Consider the following 22,415-nt stretch of genomic DNA (forward strand, 5'->3'; position numbering starts at 1 on the left):
TCCTCTCTGACATCCCCACCTCCTTGCGAGTCTGACGGACGCCGGCAGCTCGACATATTCGTATGACAACTATGTTTCATATTCACCGTTCCGTGGCTATTTCGGAACCTGTATGGCAAAGTTGTGCAACAACTCCCCGACACTCACCGATGAGGACCGATGCCCGCACCGCAGTTCCCCGCTCCGCTCACGCTGAACTCCGGCATCAGAGCGCGCGACGCCTGGCCCCTCGACCCCGACGTGATCCACCTCAACCACGGATCCTTCGGCGCGGTGCCCTCGGCGGTCGTGGAGCAGCAGGATGCTCTGCGGCGGCGCGGCGACCTCAGCCCGGTCGAGTGGTTCCCGCGCATCGCCGAGCGCGTGGGCGCCGCCCGCGAGCGCACGGCCCCGTTCGTGGGGGCGGCGGCTGTGGACAGCGTCTTCGTCCCCAACGCCTCGGCCGCCGCGACCGTGGTCTACAACTCGCTCCGGCTGCAGAGCGGCGACGAGATCCTCGTCACCGACCAGGGCTACGGCGCGATCACGATGGGCGCGCAGCGCCTGGCCCGCCGCTTCGGAGCATCCGTCCGCGCCGTCGAGCTGCCCCTGCTCGCCTCCGACGACGAGGTGGTGCAGCGCTTCGCCGACGCGATCTCGCCGCGCACGCGGCTGATCGTCGTCGATCAGATCACCTCCCCCACCGCTCGACTGCTGCCCACGCGCCGCATCGCCGACCTCGCGACGGCGCAGGGCGTGCGCACCCTCGTCGACGGCGCGCACGCCCCCGGCCTCGTGGCCGACGCGGCGGCGGTGGCGGGCGGCGACTGGTGGTTCGGCAACCTGCACAAGTGGCCGTGCGCTCCTCGCGGATCAGCCCTGCTCGTCACGCAGGCGCCCGACCGGGAGGAGCTCTGGCCCCTCATCGACTCGTGGGCCGCGAACGAGCCGTACCCCGACCGCTTCGACACCCAGGGCACGATCGACGCGACCACGTACCTCGCGACCCCTGCCGCGATCGACTTCATCGAGTCCGAGTTCGGCTGGGCGAACGCGCGCATGGCGATGGCGCAGATGGCGGATGCCGGTGCCGAGATGATCGCCGAGGGGCTGCGGCCGTACGGCGACGAGGATCCTCTGACCCCGCTCCCCTCACCCGTGCCGTCGATGCGACTCGTGCGCCTGCCCCTCGGGCTGGGCTCCACCCGCGAGGAGGCCGACGCGCTGCGCATGGACCTGCTCGACGAGACCGGCGTCGAGACCGCGTTCACCAGCTTCCGCGGAATCGGCTACTTCCGGCTCTCGGCGCACCTCTACACCGAGGCCTCCGACTTCGAGGCCTTCGTCGAGCGCTGCATCCCGCAGATCCTCCGTCGCGCCGGCATCCGCACCGGCGACCCGATCATCGTCTCCTGACCCGATCACCCGACCCACCACGACCCACCACGACCCGATCACCACCCACCACCCCGATCACCACCCACCACGCATTGAGAGGCACCCCGTGAAGAACAAGATCTTGACGACCGCCGCAGGAATCGGCACCGTCGCCGTTCTCGCCCTCACCGGCTGTTCGGCAGGCGGCGGAGAATCCGCCGACGGCACCGTCACCCTGCAGATGGTCGAGAGCCTGACCAACCCCGCCCGCACCGACCTCATCCGCGGTCTCCTCGATCAGTTCGAGGAGGAGAACCCCGACATCAAGGTCAAGCTCGTGTCGCCTCCGACCGAGCAGGCCGACCAGAAGATCCAGCAGATGCTGCAGTCCGGCAAGGGCGTCGACGTGCTCGAGGTGCGCGACATCACCGTCGGCCCGTTCGCGAACAACGGCTGGCTGTACGACCTCGGCGCCGACCTCGAGAAGTGGGACGGCTGGGACGCGCTGACCGACAACGCGAAGTCCGCATCCGTCGCCGAAGACGGCAAGAGCTACTTCGTGCCCTACGGGTTCTACGGCCTGTCGCTCTTCTACCGCACCGACCTCGTCGAGGCGGCGGGCTTCGACGGCCCTCCCGCGAGCTGGGAGGAGCTGCTCGAACAGGCCGAGGCGATCCAGGATCCCGCGAACAACGTCTACGGCTACGCCTTCCGCGGCGGCCAGAACGCCAACAGCAACGTGGTCGCGGCGATCGAGGCGTACACGATCGACGGACTCGACATCGACGACGCGTTCCTCATGGAGGACGGCTCGACGATCTTCGCGGCACCCGAGGCGCAGGATGCCGTGGACGACTACTTCGCACTGTTCGAGAAGGCGTCTCCGCCCTCGGCCGTCTCGTGGGGCTACCCCGAGATGGTGGCCGGCTTCACCAACGGCACCACGGCGTTCCTGCTGCAGGACCCCGAGGTCATCGCGACCGTGCAGGACTCGGGCCTCACCGAGGACCAGTGGGACACCGCTCCGCTGCTCACCGGCCCGTCGGGCAAGGCCGCGCAGCCGCTCGCGGTGGCCGGCTGGGGCGTCGCCGAGAAGGGCGAGCACCACGAGGAGGCGGTGAAGCTCGTCGAGTTCCTCTCGTCGGCCGAGCCGGCGACCGAGTTCGCGCAGGCGAACAGCCTCGTGCCGATCATCTCGGATGCCGCGGATGACGAGTTCTACTCGTCCGGCCCGTGGACCAGCTACGTCACCATGACCGAGGACCCGGAGACGTACGTCAACGTGCGCCAGCCGCGCGGAGTCAGCTGGTGGACCGAGTGGATCCAGAAGTCCGACCAGGACGTGCAGAACGTGCTGCTCGGCAACATGAGCACCAGCGAGCTGCTGGAGTCGTGGGACGCCTTCTGGACGGAGAAGTACGCAGCGGAGAAGGGCTGAGCCCGTGGCATCCGCTCTTCGTGGACGAGGCTCCGCCGGCACTGCCGGCGGGGCCTCCCCCGGCCCCCGTCGTCGCCCGTTCCGGGGCCGTCACGCGCTGACGCTGCTCGCCTTCATGGCGCCGGCGATCGTGTTCGTGTGCTGGTTCACCTACTGGCCCATGCTGCAGGGCGCCCGCATGGCCTTCCACGACTGGAACCTGTGGGATCTGACCTCCACACCGTGGGTGGGCTTGGACAACTTCGTGACCGTGTTCCAGGACCCGGCGTTCCCCGTCGTGGCGTGGAACTCGGTGCTCTGGGTCGTGGGCTCGCTCGTGCCGCAGCTCGTGATCGGCTTCCTCATCGCGCTGGCTCTGCGCAAGCGGTTCCGGTTCCGCGGCCTCTACCAGGCACTCGTGTTCTTCCCGTGGGCGGTCTCCGGCTTCCTCATCGGGATGCTGTTCCGCTGGATGTTCAACGCCGAGTTCGGCGTCGTGAACGACCTGCTCATGAAGGCCGGGCTGATCGACGCACCGCTTCCCTGGCTCGCCGACCCGAAGCTGGCGATGTTCGCGGTCATCGTGGCGAACATCTGGTACGGCGTGACGTTCTTCGCGATCATGATCCTCGCTGCGCTCCAGTCGGTGCCCGACGAGATGCTCGAGGCCGCGAGCCTCGACGGCGCGGGCAAGGTGCGGCAGCTGTTCTCGATCATCATCCCGTACATCTCGATGACCCTGCTGCTCACGATCCTGCTGCGCATCATCTGGATCTTCAACTTCCCCGACATCATCTACGCGATGACGAACGGCGGACCGGCGAACCAGACGCACATCATCACCACCTGGATGATCAACTACACGCAGCAGGGCAACTACGGCATCGCGAGCGCGATCGGCCTCATCGTCGTGGCGTTCCTGTTCGTGTTCTGCGCGTTCTATCTGATGGCGATGCGGAGGGCCCGACGATGACCATCACCACCCCCACCGGCACCACCATGACCGAGACCCGGCGCATCACCGTGCCGGATGCCCACAGGGCGCCCCGGACGAAGCGCAGGATCACCGTCGGCGGCGTCGTCCGCGTGGTGGGCCTGCTGATGTGGCTCGTCATCACGCTGTTCCCGCTGTACTGGATCGCGCTGACGTCATTCAAGTCGCCGGGCACGATCAACCGGTTCCCGATCGAGTACTGGCCCAGCGAGCCGTCGCTGGACAACTACATCAGCCTGTTCCAGCAGAGCTCGTTCGGGGTCTTCCTCGGCAACTCCGCGCTCGTGGCCCTCGTGGCCGGGGCCGTGGCGACGCTCATCGCGCTGTTGAGCGCGTACGTGATCGCCCGGTTCGAGTTCCGCGGCAAGGGCGCGGTGCTCGTCGCGTTCCTGCTCACGCAGATGATCCCGGCGTTCATCGCGCTCGGGCCGCTGTACTCGATGATGACCGACCTCGGGCTGGTCGACACCAAGCCGGGTCTCATCCTCGTGTACATCGCGATCTGCATCCCGTTCTCCACGGTCATGCTGCGCGGATTCTTCGAGAACGTCCCCGATGCTCTCGAAGAGGCGGCGATGATCGACGGATGCTCGCGCTTCGGCGCCCTGTTCCGGGTGCTCGTACCCGTGATGACGCCGGGCATCATCGCGGCGTTCATCTTCAACTTCGTCAACTGCTGGAACGAGCTGTTCCTGTCGGTCGTGCTGATGAACACGGATGAGAACCGCACGGTGCCGTCGGCGCTGAACGGCTTCATCTCGACGTTCAACATCGACTGGGGCTCGATGAGCGCCGCGGCCGTGCTGACGATCCTGCCGACCATGGCGATGTTCGCGCTGGCGAGCCGCTGGATCGTGCAGGGTCTGACGGCCGGAGCCGTCAAGGAGTGATCGGATCCGGACATGACGAAGGCCGCCGTCCTCGTGGACGGCGGCCTTCGTCGTATCCGCCGCGAGTCAGACGAGGCGCGACTTCGGCGACGTCGAGTAGGTGGCCTCCGCGTCGCGGTTGACGGTGTCGCCCAGGGCCGCGTCGATCGCCGCCATGGTGTCGGCGTCGAGCTTCACCCCCGAGGCCTTGACCGTGTCGGCCAGCTGCTCCGGGCGCGAGGCCCCGACGAGCGCGGCCGCGATGTTCGGGTTCTGGAGCACCCAGGCGATCGCGAGCTGCGGCATCGACAGCCCCGCCTCCTCGGCGATGGGCTTGAGCTTCTGCACGGCGGTGAGGATGTCGTCCTGCAGGAAGTTCTTGATGAAGTCCGCGCCGCTGTGCGGGTCGGTGGCGCGAGAGCCCTCCGGCACAGGCTGCCCCGGCAGGTACTTGCCGCTCAGCACGCCCTGCGCCATCGGCGACCAGACGATCTGCGAGATGCCGAGCTCCTCCGAGGCCGGGACGACCTTGCCCTCGATGACCCGCCACAGCATGGAGTACTGCGGCTGGTTCGAGATCAGCTGGATGCCGAGCTGCTTCGCCAGTGCATGGCCCTCGCGCAGCTGCTCCGCGGTCCACTCCGAGACGCCGATGTAGAGCGCCTTGCCCTGGCGGACGACGTCGGCGAACGCCTGGAACGTCTCCTCCAGCGGAGTCTCGTAGTCGAAGCGGTGGGCCTGGTAGAGGTCGACGTAGTCGGTGCCCAGGCGCGTCAGCGAGCCGTTGATCGACTCCATGATGTGCTTGCGGCTGAGACCGGTGTCGTTCGGACCCTTCGCGCCGGTCGGGAAGTAGACCTTCGTGAAGATCTCGAGCCCTTCGCGGCGCTGACCTTCGAGCGCCTTGCCGAGCACGACCTCCGCGGCGGTGTTCGCGTAGGTGTCTGCCGTGTCGAACGTCGTGATGCCGGCGTCGAGCGCCGCGTGCACCGTCTTGACGGCGGCCTCGTCGCCGACCTGCGATGCGTGAGTGACCCAGTTGCCGTAGGTGATCTCAGAGACCTTGAGACCGCTGTTGCCGAGATAGCGATAGTTGACCATGGTGCAACGCTACCGGGCGCCGCGGACACCGGGGCCCGATCGCCGTGACCGGTCTCAGAAACACCGTCAGACGCGCGGCTCGACCAGCTGCTCCTGCTCCGCGAGCGTCTGCGCCTGCGCGCGCTTCTCGGCGAGCTCGCGCTCCTGCGCCTGCTCGCGCTCCTGCGCCGCCTGAGCCGCCTCCTTGCGCTCCGCACGGGTCTGCGGCGCGTCCGCAGCATCCGCCTGCATCGCCTCCGACTGCACGTTCACGATCGCGGCGCGGTCGCGGAAGCCCTCGGCCGTGACCTTGTCGAGCGCGACCTGCTTGCGGATCGCCACGGCCTTCTCGTACAGCGACGGGTCGCCGTAGGACGTGAGCACCTTCACGAGCACCGGCAGCAGCTCGATCATGAAGAACAGTGCGGCGATGAGGATGTGCGCCCACAGGATGGTCGGCTCCTTCTCGCTGAGCCGGTTCAGCCCGCTGATCTGGCTCAGGAGACCGATCGCGCCCGCGTTGCCCGATGCGACGGTCTCGGCACGGGCGTTGTACGCCGCGAGCGCCGCGTCGTAGCTGTCGCGCGCGGCGGGAAGCTGCGACTGCGCCTCCTCGCGGTTCTGCGTCTCCGACGTCGAGGTGTTCTCCTTCGCGGCGGTGCCGGCGGCCGCGAGCTCCTCGTTCGCGGTGCGCAGCTGCGCGGCGAGCGCGTCGTACGTCTGCTGCGCCTCGGCGAGCTGGGCCTGTGCGGCATCCGAGCTCGCGCCCTCGCCGTTCACGCCCGTGCAGCCGGGGACCGTGCCCGCACCCTCGCCGGTGAGCTCGCACTGGTACAGCACGCGCGCCTGGTCGATGACCGCCTGCTGGTCGGTCATCTTCGCGGTGAGGTCGTCGACCGTGGCCTGCGCGGCGGACTCGCTCGCCGACGACGAATCGGTGCCGGCGACGATGCCCGTCGCAGCCTGGTTCTCGAGCTCGGCGACGCGGTCCGACGCCGCGTCCAGGGCGATCTTCTCGGGTCCGGTCTCCAGCGCCTCCTGGTCGGCCTGCGCCTGAGAGATGTTCGTCGACGCGACCTCGCGCGCGATGTCGTTGTGGAAGATCTGCAGCACGAGCGGCTCGGCGACGACGAAGCCGATGATCGCAGCCATCACCACACGGGGGATCGCGAGACCGATGAGCTTCCACACGTTCCTCGTCGACGTCATGGTCGAGGTGAGGAAGCGGTCGAGGTTGAAGATGATGAGCGCCCACACGACCGCGAGCGGCACGGCCAGCCAGATCACGGCCTGCACACCCGTCGTCAGCGCGAAGAGCATCGAGATCGCCGAGACGAGGGCGGTGCCCGCGAGCACGAAGAACATCTGCACGAAACGCGGCGTCTCGCCGGGAACCCGATCGAGGATCTCGCCGTCGGCACCACCGAGGATCGCTAGGGTCCGCAGACGCGATCCCGGCACGCGGGGCTTCCGCTCGCGCGGCCGGCGTCGGGGCTTCGGCTCGCGCGCGGGCGCCGCGGATGCTGCGGCGGCCGCCTCCTGCTCCGCATCCGCCGTCGCTCGGGGCGCACGCTCGAGCGGCTCGGTCGCCTGGGTGTCGGCACCGGTCGGCTCATACTCGCGCAGGAAGTCGAGGTCGTCCGTGTCAGCGTTCGGGTCGCTGTCGAGGAGGATCCGACCCTGCGAATCGAACCGTCCGGGGCGGTGGGCAGAATAGGGCATCCCGACAATCTACGAAATATCGGCTGTGGAGAACGTGAGTGAAGCCTGGGCACCAGCCCAGTCCGGCGGGCTCAGGCAGGCAGCATCCGGGTGAGGGCAGCGGTGCAGGCGGCGAGCGCGTCGTCCAGCCGGAAGTGCCCCGCGGCGCACAGCGTGCCGAGCCCGTGCACGAGACCCCAGATGGCGGTGACGTCTGTCGGGTGTTCGAGCCCGGCGGCGACGGATGCTGCCGCGAGCAGCTCTTCGAGCTCGGCGATCAGCGGCGCCATCGTCTCGCTGGGTTCGCCGGGGATGCAGACGGTCGGATCGTAGATGACGTCGAAGCCGTGCGGATGCTCGACGGCGAAGCGCAGGTACGCCTGTCCGCCGGCGGCGAGCGCGTCGCGAGGATCATCCCCGTCGGCGATCGCCGTGCGCACCGCGGCGACGAGGTCGGCCATGCTCCGTTCCGCGAGCACCTTGAGCAGACCGCGGCGGTCGGAGAAGTGATGGTACGGCGCGTTGTGGCTGACGTCTGCGGCCCTCGCGACCTCGCGGAGGCTGATGTCCTGCGCCGGCTTGTCGACGAGCAGCTGCATCGCCGCGGCCTCGAGGGCGTGCGCGAGGTCGCCGTGGTGATACCCCGATCGAGAAGTTGACACAAGCAACATTGTTGCCTATCTTGACAGTGTCCAACAGATTGACAGTGTCAACATAGGAGATCGCCATGCCTTCAGCAGTCGTCATCGACGGCCACCCCGACGCCCGATCGCTCACGGCCGAGCTCGCCCGCCGCTACGCCGCGGCCCACGGCGACGCTCGCATCCTCGCGCTGCGGGACCTCGACTTCGACCCGTCGCTGCGCCACGGCTACCGGGAGCGGATGGAGCTGGAGCCCGACCTGATCGAGGCGAAGCGCGCTCTCCGCGGCGCCGAGACCGTCGTGGTGTTCACCCCGCTCTGGTGGGGTTCGGTGCCCGCCCTGCTCAAGGGCTTCTTCGACCGGGCACTGCTGCCGCAGCAGGAGTACCGCTACTCGAAGCTCGGACTCCCCGAGGGGCTGCTGACCGCTCGCATCGGTCGACTGTTCCTGCTCGCCGACACCCCGTGGTTCCTCACGCCGCTCACCGGGCTGCCGGCGCAGACCCACGTCGCGCGCGGCACGATGAAGTTCTGCGGCATCCGCTCGGTGCGGACGCATCGGATGCTCGGCGTCAAGGACGCGACCCCGCAGCGCATCGCGGGCTGGCTCGACCGCGCCGAGGCGCTGGGCAGTCGCGACGGCGTCTGCGGCGGTTCGGCGCCGAGGTCTCAGGCCATCGCGGCCGACGCGGCCTCGTCCTCGGTCGTCGCGACGAGCTGACCGCACGCGCCGTCGATCTCCTTGCCGCGGGTGTCGCGGAGGGTCGTCGGGATGCCGGCGTCGTTGAGGCGACGCACGAACTCGTTCGTCACGTCCTTCTCGGACGACGTCCAGATCGAGCCGGGCGTCGGATTCAGCGGGATGGGGTTGACGTGCACCCAGCCGCGGCCGCGCTGATTGAGCTTCTCGGCCAGCAGGTCGGCGCGCCAGGCGTGGTCGTTCATGTCCTTGATCAGTGCGTACTCGATCGACACGCGACGGCCGGTCTTGGCGTAGTAGTCGTATGCGGCGTCGAGCGCCTCGTCGACCTTCCAGCGCGAGTTCACCGGAATGAGCTCGTCGCGCAGGTGGTCGTCGGGGGCGTGCAGCGACAGCGCGAAGGTCACCGGGATGTTCTCGTCGGCGAGCTTCCTGATCGCCGGCACGAGTCCGACCGTCGACACCGTGATGCCTCGCGCGCTCATGCCGAGTCCGTCGGGCTGCGGGGCGACCATCGAGCGCACGGCATCCATCACGCGCTTGTAGTTGGCGAGCGGCTCGCCCATGCCCATGAAGACGATGTTCGAGACGCGCTCCATCGAGTGGTCGTCGGACTTCTTGCCGCCGAGGCCGCCCTCGGCGATGAGCCGGTTGGCGCGCACGATCTGCTCGACGATCTCGGCCGTCGACATGTTGCGGGTGAGACCGGCCTGACCGGTGGCGCAGAACGGGCAGTTCATGCCGCATCCGGCCTGCGACGAGACGCACAGCGTGATGCGCCCCGGGTAGCGCATGAGCACGGACTCGACGAGCGCGCCGTCGTGCAGCCGCCACAGGAACTTGATCGTGTCGCCGCGGTCGGTCTCGAGACGGCGCACCTCGGTCAGCAGCGGAGGCAGGAGACCGGCGACCAGCTCGTCGCGGATGCCGGCGGGAAGGTCGGTCATCTCGGCGGGATCGGACGTGTAGTGGCGGAAGTAGTGGGTCGACAGCTGCTTCGCGCGGAATCCGGGGAGCCCGAGCTCCTTGACCTTCTCGACCCGCTCCTCGGGCGTGAGGTCGGCGAGGTGCACCGGCGGCTTGCCGCGCTTGGGGCTGGCGAACTGCAGCAGCGGCCGCCCCTCGGCATCCTTCTGCTGCGTCCAGCCCTCGGTCGCGGGGCGGACCTGCGGGGTGCCGGTGGATCGGACGGCCCCCGAACGGGACGCGGATGCCGCCTGGGGGCGCGTCTCGCGCGTACGGGGGTTCTCAGTCATACCTTCCAGGGTACCGGCGAGCGGATGGGAGACGGCTGGGCTGGAGGATGTCCGCCCCACGGCGGGCGTCGGGGAGAATGGACGCACCCCCACCGAAGGAGCCTCGATGCCCGACCGTCTCGACCGCGCCCGCGCCACCGGCGTCCTCGCCGTCCTCCGAGCCCCGTCCCCCGAGCTGGCGCTCGAGGCATCCGAGGCGATCATCCGCGGCGGCGTCACCGGCATCGAGGTGACGTTCTCCACCCCCGACGCTCCCGCCGTGATCCGCGAGCTGATCCGCCGCCACGGGGCCTCCGCCTATATCGGTGCCGGCACCGTGACCACGGCCGAGCAGGCGGCGCTCGCCGCCGATGCCGGGGCCGAGTTCCTCGTGAGCCCTGGCACGCTGCCCGCCCTCACCCGGACGATGCTCGAGACCGGCCGCGTGGTGATGACGGGCGCGATGACCCCGACCGAGGTCATGTCTGCACTCGAGCTCGGCGTGGACGTCGTCAAGATCTTCCCCGCGTCCCTCGGCGGCCCCTCGTACCTCGGCGCGCTCCGCGGCCCGTTCCCGGACGCTCCGCTCATGCCCACCGGAGGAGTGAGCCCCGACAACCTCGCGGACTGGTTCCGGGCCGGTGCCGTCGCGGTGGGCGCGGGCGGCGATCTCGCGAACGGCGCCTCCATCGCGGCGTCGGATTGGCACGACATCGAGCAGCGGTCGGAGCGCTTCGCCGCCGCCCTGACGGCGTCGCGCGGCTGACAGCGCGCTCGCGCGTGCACGATTCAGCACGGATTCCGTCTGAGGCCCCGGATCGCGTGATTCGACGGCGATCCGGGCGATTCCTGCTGAATCGTGCGCGCCCCGCCCTTCCGCCACTTCCGCTCGAGGAGCCCGTCATGACCGCAGTCACCCGCGGCGTCCTGGTCGCCACGTCTCACGGCTGCCGCCTCCGATGATCGCGCTCGACCCGTGGGCGTGGGCGGCGCTCGGCCTCGCCGCCGTCACGATCGGCGTCTCCAAGACGGCGCTGCCCGGCGGCAGCATCCTCGCGATCGCCCTGTTCGCCGCCGTGCTGCCCGCCCGCACCTCGACCGCCGCGATGCTCCTGCTGCTGATGGTCGGCGATGTGTTCGCGCTCATCGCCTATCGCCGCCACGCGCACTGGCCGACTCTGCTGCGCCTCGCCCCGGCGGTGGTCGCGGGCCTCGTCGTCGGCTTCGCGTTCCTCGCGATCGCGGGCGACGGGATCGTCCGTCGGGCGATCGGCGTGATCCTGCTCGTGATGATCGCCGTGACGCTGTGGCGCCGCCGAGCACAGCACCGGTCTCAGACCGACGCCACAGCTCGCGGCGGCATCGTGCTCTCGGGGGTGTACGGCACGCTCGGCGGCTTCACGACGATGGTCGCGAACGCCGGCGGCCCTGTCATGTCGATGTACTTCCTCGCGACACGGACGCCCGTGCAGGTGTTCCTCGGCACCTCGGCATGGTTCTTCGCGATCATCAACGTCGTGAAGGTGCCGTTCCTCGCCGGGCTCGGCCTGTTCCCCGGGCAGGTGCTGCTGATGGATGCCGTGCTCGCGCCGCTCGTGGTCATCGGCGCGGTGATCGGCCTGGTCGTCGCGAAGCGCCTCGACCAGCGTCTGTTCGACCGGATCGTCATCGGCCTCACGATCGCCGGCGCCGTCTACCTGCTCTTCTAGCCCTTCGACGAGCTCAGGGACCGGGCCCCGCTCAGGACAGGCCCCGCTCAGGACAGGCCCCGTTCAGTCCAGGCCCCGTTCAGTCCAGGAAGATGTCCGGGAACAGCCGGTCGTCGGGTGTGCCGGGCACGGCGGCGTAGCCCGAGAAGTTCGTCACGCCGTCGGCCTCCAGCACGTCCTCGACGATGAGCGACTGCCCGGTGTACTGGCCCGCGGGCTTCTGCAGCACCGAGTAGGCGGCATCCGCGTAGATGTCGGCCGTGCGGCTCGCGGCCATCACCTTGTCGCCGCCGAGGAGGTTCTGCACCGCGGCGGTCGCGATGGTGGTGCGCGGCCACAGCGTGTTCGCGGCGATGCCGTCGCCTGCGAACTCCGCCGCGAGCCCGAGCGTGACCATCGTCATGCCGAACTTCGCCAGGGTGTAGCCGGTGTGCGCGCCGAGCCACTTCGGCGTGGGGTTCAGGGGCGGCGACAGCGACAGGATGTGCGGGTTCTCGGCATCCTTGAGGATCGGAACCGCGGCGCGCGACAGCATGAACGTGCCGCGGACGTTCACGTCCTGCATCAGGTCGTACTTCTTCGCGTTCAGGTCGAGAGAGCGCGACAGGTCGATCACGCTGGCGTTGTTGATGACGATGTCGATGCCGCCGAACTCGCCCTGCGTCTTCAGCACGGCTTCGGTGATGTCGTCGTCATCACGCACGTCGCCGACGATCGGCAGCGCATTGCCGCCCGCCGCCCGGATCTGCTCGGCGGCGCTGTGCACGGTGCCCTCGAGCTTCGGATGCGGGGTGTCGGTCTTCGCGAGCATCGCGATGTTGGCGCCGTCGGCCGCGGCGCGCAGGGCGATCGCGAGTCCGATGCCGCGACTGCCGCCGGACATCAGGATGGTCTTTCCTGCCAGGGACATGGTCCTCCTCGGATCGGGGTGGGTTCGGGGCGCGGATGCGGTCACTTCGGCGCCATGCGGATGGCGCCGTCGAGGCGGATGGTCTCGCCGTTGAGGTAGCCGTTCTCGACGATCTGCTGCACGAGCGACGCGTACTCGTCGGGGCGGCCGAGTCGCGACGGGAAGGGCACCTGCTGACCGAGCGAGTCCTGCGCGGCCTGCGGCAGCCCCATGAGCATGGGCGTCTCCATGATCCCGGGGGCGATCGTGCACACGCGGATGCCGTAGCGGGCGAGCTCACGGGCCACGGGCAGCGTCATCGCGTGCACGCCGCCCTTCGATGCCGCGTACGCGGGCTGGCCGATCTGTCCGTCGAAGGCGGCGACGCTCGCGGTGTTCACGATGACGCCGCGGTCGCCGCTCTCAGTGGGGTCGTTCTTCGCGATGACGGCGGATGCCTGTGACAGCACGTTGAACGTGCCGACGAGGTTGATGCGGACGATGCGCTCGAAGTCGGCGAGCACGGCGGGGTCGCCCTCGCGGTCGAGCACCTTGGCGGGCGGGGCGATGCCCGCGCAGTTCACGACGATCCGCAAGGGCGCTGCGGCCTGCGCCGCGGAGACGGCTGCGGCAGCGTCCTCAGGGCTGGTCACGTCTCCCGCGGCGAACACCCCGCCGAGCTCCTCGGCGATGTCGGCACCCGACGAGGTCGGGAGGTCGAGGATGGTCACGACGGCGCCGGCGGCGGTGAGCGCTCGCGCGGTGGCGAGGCCCAGACCGGACGCGCCTCCGGTGATGAGAGCGCTGGAGCCCTGGATCTGCATGCGGTTCCCCTTCGAACGTGTGCGACTCAGTCCCAGAGTATCTGATTCCGAGTTCCAGGCACCGCGCACGGGCGCGGAGCTCGCTCCGAGCCTACGACACCTCGGCGGTCCGGACCGGGATGATCCCGGGCGCACCGAAGGGGAAGGGCAGTGCTGCCCTCCCCCTTCGATGTGACGCGTATCGGGTGACGCGTCGCCTCGTCGGCGCGGCGCTCAGATCGTGATCTGCGCGGCGATCGCCTTGAGCTTGTGTCGGGCCAGCGCCAGGTTCGCCGTGGCCTTGTTCAGCACGAGGTAGATGAACAGCCCGTTCGCACCCCGAGCGTCGAGGACGTTGATCAGGTGGTACTGCGAGGTGAGCGTGATGAGGATGTCGTCGATCTCGTCGGTGACGCCGAGATCGCGCATCGTGGCGAGCTTCGCGCGCACGACGTTGGAGTTGCCGGCCGCGGCGATGCCGAGATCGAACGAGGGGTTGCCGCCCTGAGCGAGTGCCATACCGCTCGCGTAGTCCACGATGGCGGCGCCGGTCGCGCCGTCGATCGCGAGCAGCTGCTGCAGCGCGTCGTCAAGTGAGCTCATGTCGTCGTACTCCTCTGCGGTCCTGCGTGTGTCGTCTTCGCCGTCACCGTCGCCGCCCGCGGGTGGCGGGTCGGCGTCGGCCCGGATCCACTGCTCGAACTGGTCGAGGTCCGGCTCGGCGGCGGTCGGCGAAGCGGCATCGGCATCACTGCCGTGCCGACGCCACCACTGCGGCCGGGACGAAACGCGCACGGAGACCTCTGGTGTGTCGATGTGATGTGAAGCGGCCACCGATGGCGGCCGGGACCGACACTAACGCCAGGCGCGGGCGCAGAACCGAGAGAATATGTGAATACCGATATACCTTCGAGTGGACCTGATCATCCGCGAGCTTCGAGAGGCTGGAGGCAGGACCATGAGCATTCCGTCGCCCGCCATCGAGGTGCCCTCGGTGGTCGTGTCCCTCGCCGCCGGCTCGGCCCTGGAGCCGGTCTGGCTCAACGGCATCGGCGGCCTGACGTTCCGCACCGATGACGGCCGGTTCATCAAGTGGGGTCCGCACGACGCCGAGGCGAACATGCGCGACGAGGCCGAGCGGATGCGGTGGGCTCGGCGCTGGATCGCGGTGCCCGAGGTGCTCGACCAGGGCGAGGATGCCGAGCACGAGTGGCTCGTGACAGCGGCGCTGCCGGGGCGCAGCGCGGTCGATCCTCGATGGAGCGACGACCCCGAGACAGCGGTCCGCGCCGTGGGGCGCGGCCTGCGGACCCTCCACGACGCGCTTCCGGTCGACGAATGCCCATGGAGCTGGGATCCGGCATCCCGGATCGCGAACGCCGCCATGCGCGGCGTCACCCTGCCTGACGACCTGCGCACGCCACCGCCCGTCGACCGTCTCGTCGTGTGCCACGGCGATGCGTGCATGCCGAACACGCTCCTCGATGACGACGGGCGACCCTTCGCTCACGTCGACCTCGCGGCACTCGGCGTCGCCGATCGCTGGTCGGACATCGCCGTCGCCTCGATGAGCACCGTGTGGAACTTCGGCCCCGGCTGGGACGACTTGCTCATCGAGGCGTACGGCGTCGAGCCCGACCGACCGCGCCTCGAGTACTACCGTCGGCTCTGGAACGAGAGCTGACCGACGGGGTCAGCTCTCGACGGGAGCGGCCGGAGGGGCTGCGGCGCCGGCATCCGACTCCTCGTGCACCGTCACCCGGATCTCCGCGATCCGTCGGCGATCGACAGCGGTCACGCGGATGGTCGCTCCCGGCACCTCGACGGCATCGCCGACCACCGCGAGGCGTCCGAGCATCTCGGTGACGAAGCCCGCGACCGTGTCCGAGGCACCTCGGGGCAGGGCGATGCCGGTGATCTCGGCGAAGTCCTGCAGGTTGAGGCGACCGTCGAGCGCGCCGCCGGCATCCGGCATCCGGTCTTCGGTGTCGTACTCGTCGAAGATCTCGCCGACGACCTCCTCCACGAGATCCTCGAGCGTCACGATGCCGTCGGTGCCGCCGTACTCGTCGACGACGACGGCGATGTGATGCCCCGCCGCCCGCATGCGCGTGAGGGTGGGGAGCACCCCGGCCGTCGACGGCACGTACTCGACCGGGCGCATGAGGCGCCCCACCGGACGAGCAGCGTCCTCGACGACGGCCTCGAACAGGTCACGCACGTGCACAAAGCCCACGACGTCGTCGAGCGACGTGTCGACCACGGGGTAGCGCGAGAACGGCAGCTCCCTGACCTGGGCGATCGCCTGCGACAGCGTCGCCGCTCCGTCGAGGGCGACGACCTCGGGCCGGGGCCGCATGACCTCGCTGACCTGACGCCCCCGAAGCGAGAGCACGTCGTCGAGGATGCGGCGCTCGTCGTCGGGAAGACTCTGGTGCGTCGCGACGATGTCTCGGAGCTCCTCCTCGCTCAGCTCGTCCGCCTTCTTGTGCGGGTCGCCGCCGAGCAGGCGGACCATCGCGTTCGTGGAGACGGAGAGCAGCCAGATGACCGGACGCATGACCGTCGCGAAGCCGTCGAGCACGGGTGCCACGGCGTAGGCGAACTGCGCGTTGCGCTGGATCGCGAGGCGCTTGGGCACGAGTTCGCCGAGCACGAGCGACAGGTAGGCGATCACGAGCGTGAGCAGCACGGTCGCGAGCGTCATGGCCAGCGGCGCCGCGACGCCGAGGTTCTCGAGCAGCGGGGCGACCGACGGGGCGATCGAGGTCGCGCCGTACGCGGCCGACGCGAAGCCCGCGACCGTCACGCCGATCTGCACCGCCGAGAGGAAGGTGTTGGGATTCCGCGCGAGCCCGGCGACCTTCTGTCCGCGGCGCCCACGAGCGGCGATCGCGTTGATCTGACTCTCTCGCAGCGTGACGAGGGCCATCTCCGTGGCGGCGAACACTCCGCCGACGAGCACGAACACGATGACGAGTGCGATGTTCCAGACGAGGTCGCCCATCAGCGGGCCGCCTCGTCAGGGTGGATGGTGCCCGAGGTCGTTCGGGCGCCGGGTCTGTCGGGGTCTGCGGACGCGTCTGAGCGGCGCGACATGTTCACGAGTGATCCTTCTGGGGGTCGGTGGTGCGGGACGGAACGGAGGAGGAAGAGGATGCCGTGGCGGACGCGTCGCCCGAGGAGGCGTCGTCGGAGGGTGTCGACGGCGCGACCGCGTCGAGCGCGTCGCGCTTGTCGTCGCGCCGCGTCTTCATGAGGCTTGCGACGGTGGCGACCGCGATGGTCGCGCCGATGAACACCAGCGAGAACCAGATCGGGATCTCGGGCGCCCACAGCATCGGCTCGCCGCCGTTGATGAACGGCAGCTCGTTGACGTGCATCGCGTGCAGCACGAGCTTCACGCCGATGAAGGCGAGGATGACCGCGAGGCCCTGGGCGAGGTACACGAGGCGCTGCAGCAGACCGCCGATGAGGAAGTAGAGCTGACGCAGACCCATGAGGGCGAACGCGTTGGCCGTGAAGACGATGTACGCCTCTTCGGTCAGTCCGTAGATCGCGGGGATCGAGTCGACCGCGAAGATCAGGTCGACGAAGCCGATCGCGACGATCACGAGGAACATCGGGGTGAAGAATCGCCTGCCGTCACGCTGCACGGTCAGGCGATCGCCGTTGTACTCGTCGCTCACCGGAAGGATGCGGCGCACGAAGCGCATGAATCGGCCGTTGGCCGGGTTGTGGTCGCCGTGTGTGAATGCCTGGCGGTACGCGAGGAAGAGCAGCAGGGCGCCGAAGAGGTAGAAGATCCAGGAGAAGTTCTCGATCAGGGTCGCGCCCAGGGCGATGAAGCCACCGCGCATGATCAGCGCGATGACGATGCCGATCATCAGCACCTTCTGCTGGTAGATGCGCGGCACCGCGAAGCCGGTCATGACGATGAGGAACACGAAGAGGTTGTCGATCGACAGCGCCTTCTCGGTGAGGTACCCGGCGAAGTACTCTCCGCCGTACGTCCACCCGGACACTGTGCCGATGCCCACGCCGAACAGCAGGGCGAGACCGATGTAGAAGGCCGACCAGCGGGCGGACTCGCCGATGGTGGGCTCATGGGGCTTGCGGACGTGCGCGTAGAACTCGTACACGAAGAACGCGATGGTGACGGCGAGCGTGATGATCCACACGAGGGGGGTGACGTTCAATGGAGGCTCCGAGACGATGGCGTGACAAGGTCGACGTCAAGGTCTTCTCCATCCTCGCGAACGAGAACCGGGGACCCGGGATGCAGTGACATCCGTAATGACGAGCCGCCCGTGGTGGAGTACTCCCCTTGGGTTCACTCGATAGTACCGAATACACCGGTATTCCAGCTTTGAGACAGCTGAACGCCGCCCGTCAGGCCGAGGGACCGAGGATGAAGTTCCAGGCGCCGGTCGCCACGGCGACCGTGATCGCGACGGTGGGGATCACCGCGGCGAGCGCGACGAGGAGCGAGTCGCGTGCGTCCCAGCGCGACGCCCGCGCCCACGACCGGGCACCCGAGCCGCCGAATCCGCGCGCCTCCATCGCGGTCGCGAGCGACGACCCCCGACGGATCGCGAGGACGAAGAGCGCGAACGCCATGCCGAAGGCCCGCCGCACGCGCCCCTCATCGGCGACTCCGCGGGCACGCCGGGCGAGGGCGAGGGCGCGCCAGTCATCCGCCAGCAGACCCAGCATCCGCATACCGGCGAGAGCGCCGACGACGAAGCGCGACGGAAGCCGCAGTCGCTGGGCGAGGTCGTCGGCGAGATCGGTCGGGTCCACAGTGACGAAGAGCACGACCGCAGGAAGCCCGATGGCGAGCACGCGCACGGCGGTCGCCGCGGCGAGCGCGAGCGATCCGTCGCTCACGCGCATGACGAGCCATTCGAAATGGACGGTGCCGCTCGTCGCCCCGTAGAGGGCGATGGTCACGGCGCTCAGCGGAGCAGCGATCCACAGCACGGCGGTGCGGGTCCAGAACTCCCTCGCGCGGAGTCCGGCGAGCAGAAGCAGGGGGATCTCCAGGAACAGGGCGACGGATGCCGACACGACGTCGATCGTGAGCACGAGCGGCAGGGCGATGAGCAGCGCTGCCGCGAGCTTCGCGAGGGCCGATCGGGGGGCGATGGGTCCTCGTCGGGCGACGCGGGCGGTGAGCGGGTCGATCATCGGCCGACCTCGACCCGGCGCGCGTGCAGGGCGGCCAGCACGGCCTCATCGTGGCTGATCGCGACGATCGCCGTGCCCTCGTCGCGGAGGCGCGCGATGAGCGCGACGAGTTCGGCCCAGGTCGCCGCATCCTGCCCGAACGTCGGCTCGTCGAGCACGAGCATCCGGGGCCTGGTGGCGAGAGCGGATGCCACGGTGAGGCGCCGCTTCTCGCCGCCGGAGAGCGTGTACGGGTTCGCGTCGGCGAGCGCCCTGAGCCGCAGGCGATCGAGCAGCTCGTCGGTGCGCGTGGCGATCTCGGCCTCCGGCATCCTCAGCGCCCGCGGCCCGACCGCCAGCTCGTCACGGACGGTCTTCGCGAGCAGCTGGTGCTCCGGAGTCTGCATGACGGTCGCGATCCGGGTGAGCAGCGCCCGCGACGACCAGCGGAACGGGTCGTCGCCGTCGGCCCCGGCGAGCGCGGCGCTGGCGCGGACGCGGCCGCCCTCTGCAGGGAGCAGTCCGGCGACGGTGAGTCCGAGCGTCGACTTGCCCGCGCCGTTGGCACCGGTGACCCCCAGCGCCTCGCCGGCGTGCACGTGGAGGTCGAAGGGGCCGGCGACCGGCAGGCCGCGTCGACGGGCCACGGTGAGCCCGTCGGTGCGCAGCAGCATCTCGCCCGGCGCATGCGCGGGAGGAGGCGGAAGGATCGGGGGGTGCCCGGGCACCCACACGCCGGATGCCGCGAGCTCGCCGCCGCGCGCTCCGAGGACGTCGTCGGGACTCCCGTCGGCGAGGACCACGGTGCCGTTCGCCTCAGCGCCCAGCACGACGACGCGGGTGACGAGCGGCAGCCAGACGTCGATGCGGTGCTCGATCACCACGAGGGTCGCGCCGGTGGCGTCGAGCGCCGCCGCGACGGCATCCCGCACGTCCCGCACTCCCTCGGGGTCCAGGTTGGCCGTCGGCTCGTCGAGCAGGATCGCGCCCGGCCGCATCGCGAGAACCCCCGCGAGTGCGAGGCGCTGCTTCTGCCCCCCGGAGAGAGCCGCCGTGGACCGGTCCAGGTCGACGTCGAGCTCGACGGCATCCAGCGCCTCGCGCACCCGCGGCCAGATCTCGGCGCGGGGAACCCCGAGGTTCTCGCATCCGAAGGCCACGTCGTCGCCGACCCTGGCGAGGATCGTCTGAGTGTCGGGGTCCTGCAGGACCATCCCCACCCGGCCGCGTGCCTGCGTCGCGGGTGCACCGTCGACGAGCAGGGCGCCCTCGGATTCGCCCTCGTCCGCCCCACCGAGGACTCCTCCGAGCCCCTGCAGCAGCGTGGACTTGCCCGACCCCGAGGCGCCGAGCAGCAGCACGCGCTCACCCGGTTCGATGCGCAGCTCGATGTCGCGCACCGCCCAGCGCAGCCGCGTCGCGTACCGCCACCCCCAGCCGCGGGCCTCGAGGGTGGCGGGCGTCGTGAGGGGACTCACACGCGTGCGGTGACCTCGCGACCGGCGGCGAACCGGCTGAGCGCGCCCGTCGCCGCAAGGCCGCGGGCGATCAGCCAGGCGCCGAGGCCGGCGATGATCGCGCCCGAGACCGTCGTCGAGGCGATGTACACCGTGGTGAAGAGGGTGTCGGCGCCGGCGTACCAGAGGATGCGGTCGTTGATGCCGCACGCGAGCCCGGCTCCCGCTCCCGCCAGCATCGCGACGGGCAGCCGCCAGACGCCGTAGAGGAACAGGAGGAAGACGAGCTCGGCGCCGAGACCCTGCACGATTCCGGAGACGATGGTGAGCGGGCCCCATGCGTTGCCGACGAGCGCGGAGATGACCGCCGCGACCAGCTCGGTGTAGAGGGCGGCGCCCGGCTTGCGGATGATCAGCGCGCCGAGGACGCCGGCGATCAGCCAGGGTCCGGCGAGCAGCCCCTGGACTCCGGGCAGCAGCGGCTTCAGGATGCTGCTCGGCACCTCGTAGCCGACGTTCCAGAGCAGGAAGATCATCGCGCAGGCGACGGCGATGACGCTCGCGACGACGATGTCGACGACCCGCCAGCGCCAGAGCTCGGGGCGACGAAGGCCTCCGGCTGCGAGGGCCGGCGCCGATGCGGCTCCGGTGGCGGATCCGGACGTGGATGTGCTCATCTGTGACTCCTCCCTGCGCTGGCATTACCCAGATCAGGTTCGACGGTCGAAGCGCGATTCGCTCCCTCTCAGCCCGGCTCGCCGGACTCCCGTGGTTGTGCTCTCGATTCTACCGAGTGCCGACACTCGTTCGCGCTCCTGTTGCAGCGCCGTGGTTCTCGGCGCTGATTGGGTACCGTGAGGAGGTGACCGCTCCTGATCCCGTCGAGGCCGCCGAAGACGCGCACGCGTCCGACGCCTCGGATTCGACCGCCGCTGTCCGCAGCCTCGGCCTGGATGCGGCCTCCGACACGGAACCGGATGCCCGATGGGCGGATCCCGGCAGAGGTGCGACCGCGCTGACGTGGGTGAACGCCCTCGCCGTCGGCCAGCGGCCTGCGACCGCCGCACTCGACGACGAGGACCGGACTCCCCCGGGGCCGTCCGTGCTGCAGGGCGCGAAGCTGCGGTCTCGCGCGGCGAGCCCCGGTGTGCTGGTTCCGGTCGGCCTTCTGGTCGGGCTCGCCGGCGCCTACTCCGGCGCCACGCTGCTGTGGCCCTTGCATGAGGTCGCGCCGACGGTGCAGGCCGTCGAGTTCGCGGCGCCCGTCGCCCCGACCGCGGAGATCCTGTGGCCCGCGCAGGGAAGCGCCGCCGTGGGCGTCGAGGGCCTCGGCACCGCATCCTCGTCGCTCGATCAGGCGGCGATCGCCAGTGTCACGAAGGTCGTCTCCAGTCTGATGGTGCTGGACAGGATGCCTCTCGCCGTCGGCGAGCAGGGGCCGTCCTTCGCATTCAGTCGGGCCGACAACCTGGCGTACTGGCAGTATCGACGCTCGGATCAGTCGGCTCTCGACGTCCCGGTCGGCGGCTCCCTCACCGAGTACCAGCTGCTGCAGGGCACCCTGCTGGGATCGGCGAACAACTACATCGACCGTCTTGCCCGCGAGATCTGGGGCTCGGAGGCGGCCTTCACCGAGGCGGCGGCCGCGTGGCTGGATTCCCGGGGCCTCGAGGGCATCACGATCGTGACCCCCTCGGGCTTCGATGCGCGCAACACGGCGACTCCCGAGGCTCTGGTCGCCCTCGCCGAGCGCGCGATGGAGAACCCCGTGTTCGCGGGCATCGTGAGCACACCGGCCGTCGATCTGCCGGGCGCGGGGACGGTCGTGAACACGAACAAGATGCTGGCGGATGCCGGGGTCGTCGGGGTGAAGACCGGCACCCTCGGGGACAGCTGGAACCTGCTGACCGCCAAGGACGTCACCGTCGACGACACCACGGTGCACCTGTACGCGGCGGTGCTCGGCCAGGGGGACGACGAGCAGCGACTCGCCGAGACCCGTGCGCTGTTCGCGCAGGTGGAGACCGCACTGACCACTCAGGAGCCGGCGATCCCCGAGGGCACGGTCATGGGGTCGGTCGACACGATCTGGGGTGTGAGCATCGACGTGGTGACGGATGCCGACACCGAGGTCGTGCTGTGGAACGGCACCGACGCCGAGGTCACGCCCGTGTTCGAGCTCGGCGAGCGTCGCGAGGCGGGCGACGAGGTCGGCACGGTCACGAGCGTCGGCCCGCTGAACACCGCGATCACTCCTCTGGCTCTGGCCGACGATGTCGACGGCCCGAGCCCCTGGTGGCGGCTGACGCATCCGCTCGAGCTGTTCGGCCTGACCGAAGAGCAGCGCTGAGCTGCCGCCGAGCATCCGCCTGAAGCGACCGATGCCCCACCCCG

General features: G+C 69.6%; 21 protein-coding genes and 1 riboswitch. Of the genes, 9 read left to right on the forward strand and 12 right to left on the reverse strand.

Going from position 1 to position 22,415, the window contains the following annotated elements; genetic code table 11:
* The first annotated feature begins 159 nt into the window (after nt 1-159).
* From BN2660_RS03905 to BN2660_RS03920, 4 genes are all read left to right on the forward strand, one after another.
* Nucleotides 160-1,395, forward strand: coding sequence for an aminotransferase class V-fold PLP-dependent enzyme (locus BN2660_RS03905; RefSeq protein WP_091227563.1), 1,236 nt, complete (start codon nt 160-162; stop codon nt 1,393-1,395).
* An 88-nt stretch (nt 1,396-1,483) separates the two neighbouring features.
* Nucleotides 1,484-2,794, forward strand: coding sequence for an ABC transporter substrate-binding protein (locus tag BN2660_RS03910; RefSeq protein WP_091227566.1), 1,311 nt, complete (start codon nt 1,484-1,486; stop codon nt 2,792-2,794).
* 4 nt (nt 2,795-2,798) lie between these two features.
* The gene (locus tag BN2660_RS03915; protein ID WP_091227567.1) at nt 2,799-3,746 is read left to right on the forward strand and encodes a carbohydrate ABC transporter permease; all 948 of its coding nucleotides are present in this window, start codon (nt 2,799-2,801) and stop codon (nt 3,744-3,746) included.
* Complete coding sequence (locus tag BN2660_RS03920) at nt 3,743-4,657, forward strand: carbohydrate ABC transporter permease (RefSeq protein ID WP_218054096.1); 915 nt, start codon at nt 3,743-3,745, stop codon at nt 4,655-4,657. Before BN2660_RS03915 ends, BN2660_RS03920 begins: the two co-directional genes overlap by 4 nt.
* A 66-nt stretch (nt 4,658-4,723) precedes the next feature.
* Here BN2660_RS03920 and BN2660_RS03925 read toward each other — a convergent pair whose 3' ends face one another.
* The 3 genes from BN2660_RS03925 to BN2660_RS03935 all read right to left on the reverse strand — a co-directional run bounded on the left by BN2660_RS03925 (nt 4,724) and on the right by BN2660_RS03935 (nt 8,088).
* On the reverse strand, nt 4,724-5,737 hold the full coding sequence (locus BN2660_RS03925) for an aldo/keto reductase family protein (protein WP_091227570.1): 1,014 nt from the start codon (nt 5,735-5,737) through the stop codon (nt 4,724-4,726).
* Nucleotides 5,738-5,803: 66 nt separating this feature from the next.
* The gene (locus BN2660_RS03930) at nt 5,804-7,438 is read right to left on the reverse strand and encodes a DUF4407 domain-containing protein (RefSeq protein ID WP_091227572.1); all 1,635 of its coding nucleotides are present in this window, start codon (nt 7,436-7,438) and stop codon (nt 5,804-5,806) included.
* 71 nt (nt 7,439-7,509) lie between these two features.
* A complete protein-coding gene (locus BN2660_RS03935) occupies nt 7,510-8,088 on the reverse strand; it encodes a TetR/AcrR family transcriptional regulator (RefSeq protein ID WP_255305012.1) in 579 nt (192 codons plus the stop codon).
* 56 nt (nt 8,089-8,144) lie between these two features.
* On the opposite strand from BN2660_RS03935, the gene BN2660_RS03940 reads away from it, so the two are divergent.
* A complete protein-coding gene (locus BN2660_RS03940) occupies nt 8,145-8,780 on the forward strand; it encodes an NAD(P)H-dependent oxidoreductase (RefSeq protein ID WP_091227577.1) in 636 nt (211 codons plus the stop codon).
* On the opposite strand, the gene rlmN is transcribed toward BN2660_RS03940, so the two are convergent.
* Entirely contained in the window at nt 8,729-10,015 is a 1,287-nt protein-coding gene (gene rlmN / locus BN2660_RS03945) for a dual-specificity RNA methyltransferase RlmN (protein WP_091227579.1), read from the reverse strand. The two genes, BN2660_RS03940 and rlmN, sit on opposite strands and share 52 nt — an antisense overlap.
* 106 nt (nt 10,016-10,121) lie before the next feature.
* Between rlmN and BN2660_RS03950 the strand changes: the two genes are divergently transcribed.
* Both BN2660_RS03950 and BN2660_RS03955 read left to right on the forward strand, forming a co-directional pair.
* Complete coding sequence (locus tag BN2660_RS03950; protein ID WP_091227582.1) at nt 10,122-10,760, forward strand: bifunctional 4-hydroxy-2-oxoglutarate aldolase/2-dehydro-3-deoxy-phosphogluconate aldolase; 639 nt, start codon at nt 10,122-10,124, stop codon at nt 10,758-10,760.
* A gap of 193 nt (nt 10,761-10,953) precedes the next feature.
* The gene (locus BN2660_RS03955; protein WP_091227584.1) at nt 10,954-11,703 is read left to right on the forward strand and encodes a sulfite exporter TauE/SafE family protein; all 750 of its coding nucleotides are present in this window, start codon (nt 10,954-10,956) and stop codon (nt 11,701-11,703) included.
* A 79-nt stretch (nt 11,704-11,782) separates the two neighbouring features.
* Here BN2660_RS03955 and BN2660_RS03960 read toward each other — a convergent pair whose 3' ends face one another.
* From BN2660_RS03960 to BN2660_RS03970, 3 genes are all read right to left on the reverse strand, one after another.
* Nucleotides 11,783-12,613: an SDR family oxidoreductase gene (locus BN2660_RS03960; protein ID WP_091227587.1), complete on the reverse strand. Its 831-nt coding sequence runs from the start codon at nt 12,611-12,613 to the stop codon at nt 11,783-11,785.
* A gap of 41 nt (nt 12,614-12,654) precedes the next feature.
* Nucleotides 12,655-13,416: an SDR family NAD(P)-dependent oxidoreductase gene (locus BN2660_RS03965; RefSeq protein ID WP_091227589.1), complete on the reverse strand. Its 762-nt coding sequence runs from the start codon at nt 13,414-13,416 to the stop codon at nt 12,655-12,657.
* Between the two features lie 213 nt (nt 13,417-13,629).
* Nucleotides 13,630-14,190 carry a hypothetical protein gene (locus tag BN2660_RS03970; protein ID WP_255305013.1) on the reverse strand — a complete coding sequence of 187 codons (561 nt, stop codon included), beginning with the start codon at nt 14,188-14,190 and terminating at the stop codon, nt 13,630-13,632.
* Between the two features lie 163 nt (nt 14,191-14,353).
* Between BN2660_RS03970 and BN2660_RS03975 the strand changes: the two genes are divergently transcribed.
* Nucleotides 14,354-15,079: an aminoglycoside 3'-phosphotransferase gene (locus BN2660_RS03975; RefSeq protein WP_091228050.1), complete on the forward strand. Its 726-nt coding sequence runs from the start codon at nt 14,354-14,356 to the stop codon at nt 15,077-15,079.
* A gap of 9 nt (nt 15,080-15,088) precedes the next feature.
* On the opposite strand, the gene BN2660_RS03980 is transcribed toward BN2660_RS03975, so the two are convergent.
* From BN2660_RS03980 to BN2660_RS16735, 5 genes are all read right to left on the reverse strand, one after another.
* The gene (locus BN2660_RS03980) at nt 15,089-16,402 is read right to left on the reverse strand and encodes a hemolysin family protein (protein WP_091227591.1); all 1,314 of its coding nucleotides are present in this window, start codon (nt 16,400-16,402) and stop codon (nt 15,089-15,091) included.
* A 94-nt stretch (nt 16,403-16,496) separates the two neighbouring features.
* A complete protein-coding gene (locus BN2660_RS03985; protein ID WP_091227594.1) occupies nt 16,497-17,594 on the reverse strand; it encodes a TerC family protein in 1,098 nt (365 codons plus the stop codon).
* Nucleotides 17,595-17,787: 193 nt separating this feature from the next.
* Complete coding sequence (locus BN2660_RS03990; protein WP_091227596.1) at nt 17,788-18,585, reverse strand: energy-coupling factor transporter transmembrane component T family protein; 798 nt, start codon at nt 18,583-18,585, stop codon at nt 17,788-17,790.
* Nucleotides 18,582-19,964: an ABC transporter ATP-binding protein gene (locus BN2660_RS03995; protein ID WP_091228051.1), complete on the reverse strand. Its 1,383-nt coding sequence runs from the start codon at nt 19,962-19,964 to the stop codon at nt 18,582-18,584. The genes BN2660_RS03990 and BN2660_RS03995 overlap by 4 nt, the downstream gene beginning before the upstream one ends.
* A gap of 74 nt (nt 19,965-20,038) precedes the next feature.
* Nucleotides 20,039-20,698, reverse strand: a complete 660-nt coding sequence (locus BN2660_RS16735; RefSeq protein ID WP_091228052.1) for an ECF transporter S component — start codon at nt 20,696-20,698, stop codon at nt 20,039-20,041.
* A riboswitch (TPP riboswitch) is annotated at nt 20,692-20,801 on the reverse strand. Its footprint overlaps the gene before it by 7 nt.
* Before the next feature lie 82 nt (nt 20,802-20,883).
* Between BN2660_RS16735 and BN2660_RS04005 the strand changes: the two genes are divergently transcribed.
* Nucleotides 20,884-22,371 carry a D-alanyl-D-alanine carboxypeptidase family protein gene (locus BN2660_RS04005; RefSeq protein ID WP_091227599.1) on the forward strand — a complete coding sequence of 496 codons (1,488 nt, stop codon included), beginning with the start codon at nt 20,884-20,886 and terminating at the stop codon, nt 22,369-22,371.
* Nucleotides 22,372-22,415 lie beyond the last annotated feature (44 nt).

Source organism: Microbacterium sp. 3J1, from assembly GCF_001049495.1.
Lineage (GTDB): Bacteria > Actinomycetota > Actinomycetes > Actinomycetales > Microbacteriaceae > Microbacterium.

Excerpts from the sequence above, each read along its gene's own strand:
- BN2660_RS03905 (WP_091227563.1), top strand. The coding sequence starts at position 160 with ATGCCCGCACCGCAGTTCCCCGCTCCGCTCACGCTGAACTCCGGCATC.
- BN2660_RS03920 (WP_218054096.1), top strand. The coding sequence starts at position 3,743 with ATGACCATCACCACCCCCACCGGCACCACCATGACCGAGACCCGGCGC.
- BN2660_RS03925 (WP_091227570.1), bottom strand. The coding sequence starts at position 5,737 with ATGGTCAACTATCGCTATCTCGGCAACAGCGGTCTCAAGGTCTCTGAG.
- BN2660_RS03930 (WP_091227572.1), bottom strand. The coding sequence starts at position 7,438 with ATGCCCTATTCTGCCCACCGCCCCGGACGGTTCGATTCGCAGGGTCGG.
- BN2660_RS03935 (WP_255305012.1), bottom strand. The coding sequence starts at position 8,088 with ATGTTGCTTGTGTCAACTTCTCGATCGGGGTATCACCACGGCGACCTC.
- BN2660_RS03940 (WP_091227577.1), top strand. The coding sequence starts at position 8,145 with ATGCCTTCAGCAGTCGTCATCGACGGCCACCCCGACGCCCGATCGCTC.
- rlmN (WP_091227579.1), bottom strand. The coding sequence starts at position 10,015 with ATGACTGAGAACCCCCGTACGCGCGAGACGCGCCCCCAGGCGGCATCC.
- BN2660_RS03950 (WP_091227582.1), top strand. The coding sequence starts at position 10,122 with ATGCCCGACCGTCTCGACCGCGCCCGCGCCACCGGCGTCCTCGCCGTC.
- BN2660_RS03955 (WP_091227584.1), top strand. The coding sequence starts at position 10,954 with ATGATCGCGCTCGACCCGTGGGCGTGGGCGGCGCTCGGCCTCGCCGCC.
- BN2660_RS03960 (WP_091227587.1), bottom strand. The coding sequence starts at position 12,613 with ATGTCCCTGGCAGGAAAGACCATCCTGATGTCCGGCGGCAGTCGCGGC.
- BN2660_RS03965 (WP_091227589.1), bottom strand. The coding sequence starts at position 13,416 with ATGCAGATCCAGGGCTCCAGCGCTCTCATCACCGGAGGCGCGTCCGGT.
- BN2660_RS03975 (WP_091228050.1), top strand. The coding sequence starts at position 14,354 with ATGAGCATTCCGTCGCCCGCCATCGAGGTGCCCTCGGTGGTCGTGTCC.
- BN2660_RS03980 (WP_091227591.1), bottom strand. The coding sequence starts at position 16,402 with ATGGGCGACCTCGTCTGGAACATCGCACTCGTCATCGTGTTCGTGCTC.
- BN2660_RS03990 (WP_091227596.1), bottom strand. The coding sequence starts at position 18,585 with ATGATCGACCCGCTCACCGCCCGCGTCGCCCGACGAGGACCCATCGCC.
- BN2660_RS16735 (WP_091228052.1), bottom strand. The coding sequence starts at position 20,698 with ATGAGCACATCCACGTCCGGATCCGCCACCGGAGCCGCATCGGCGCCG.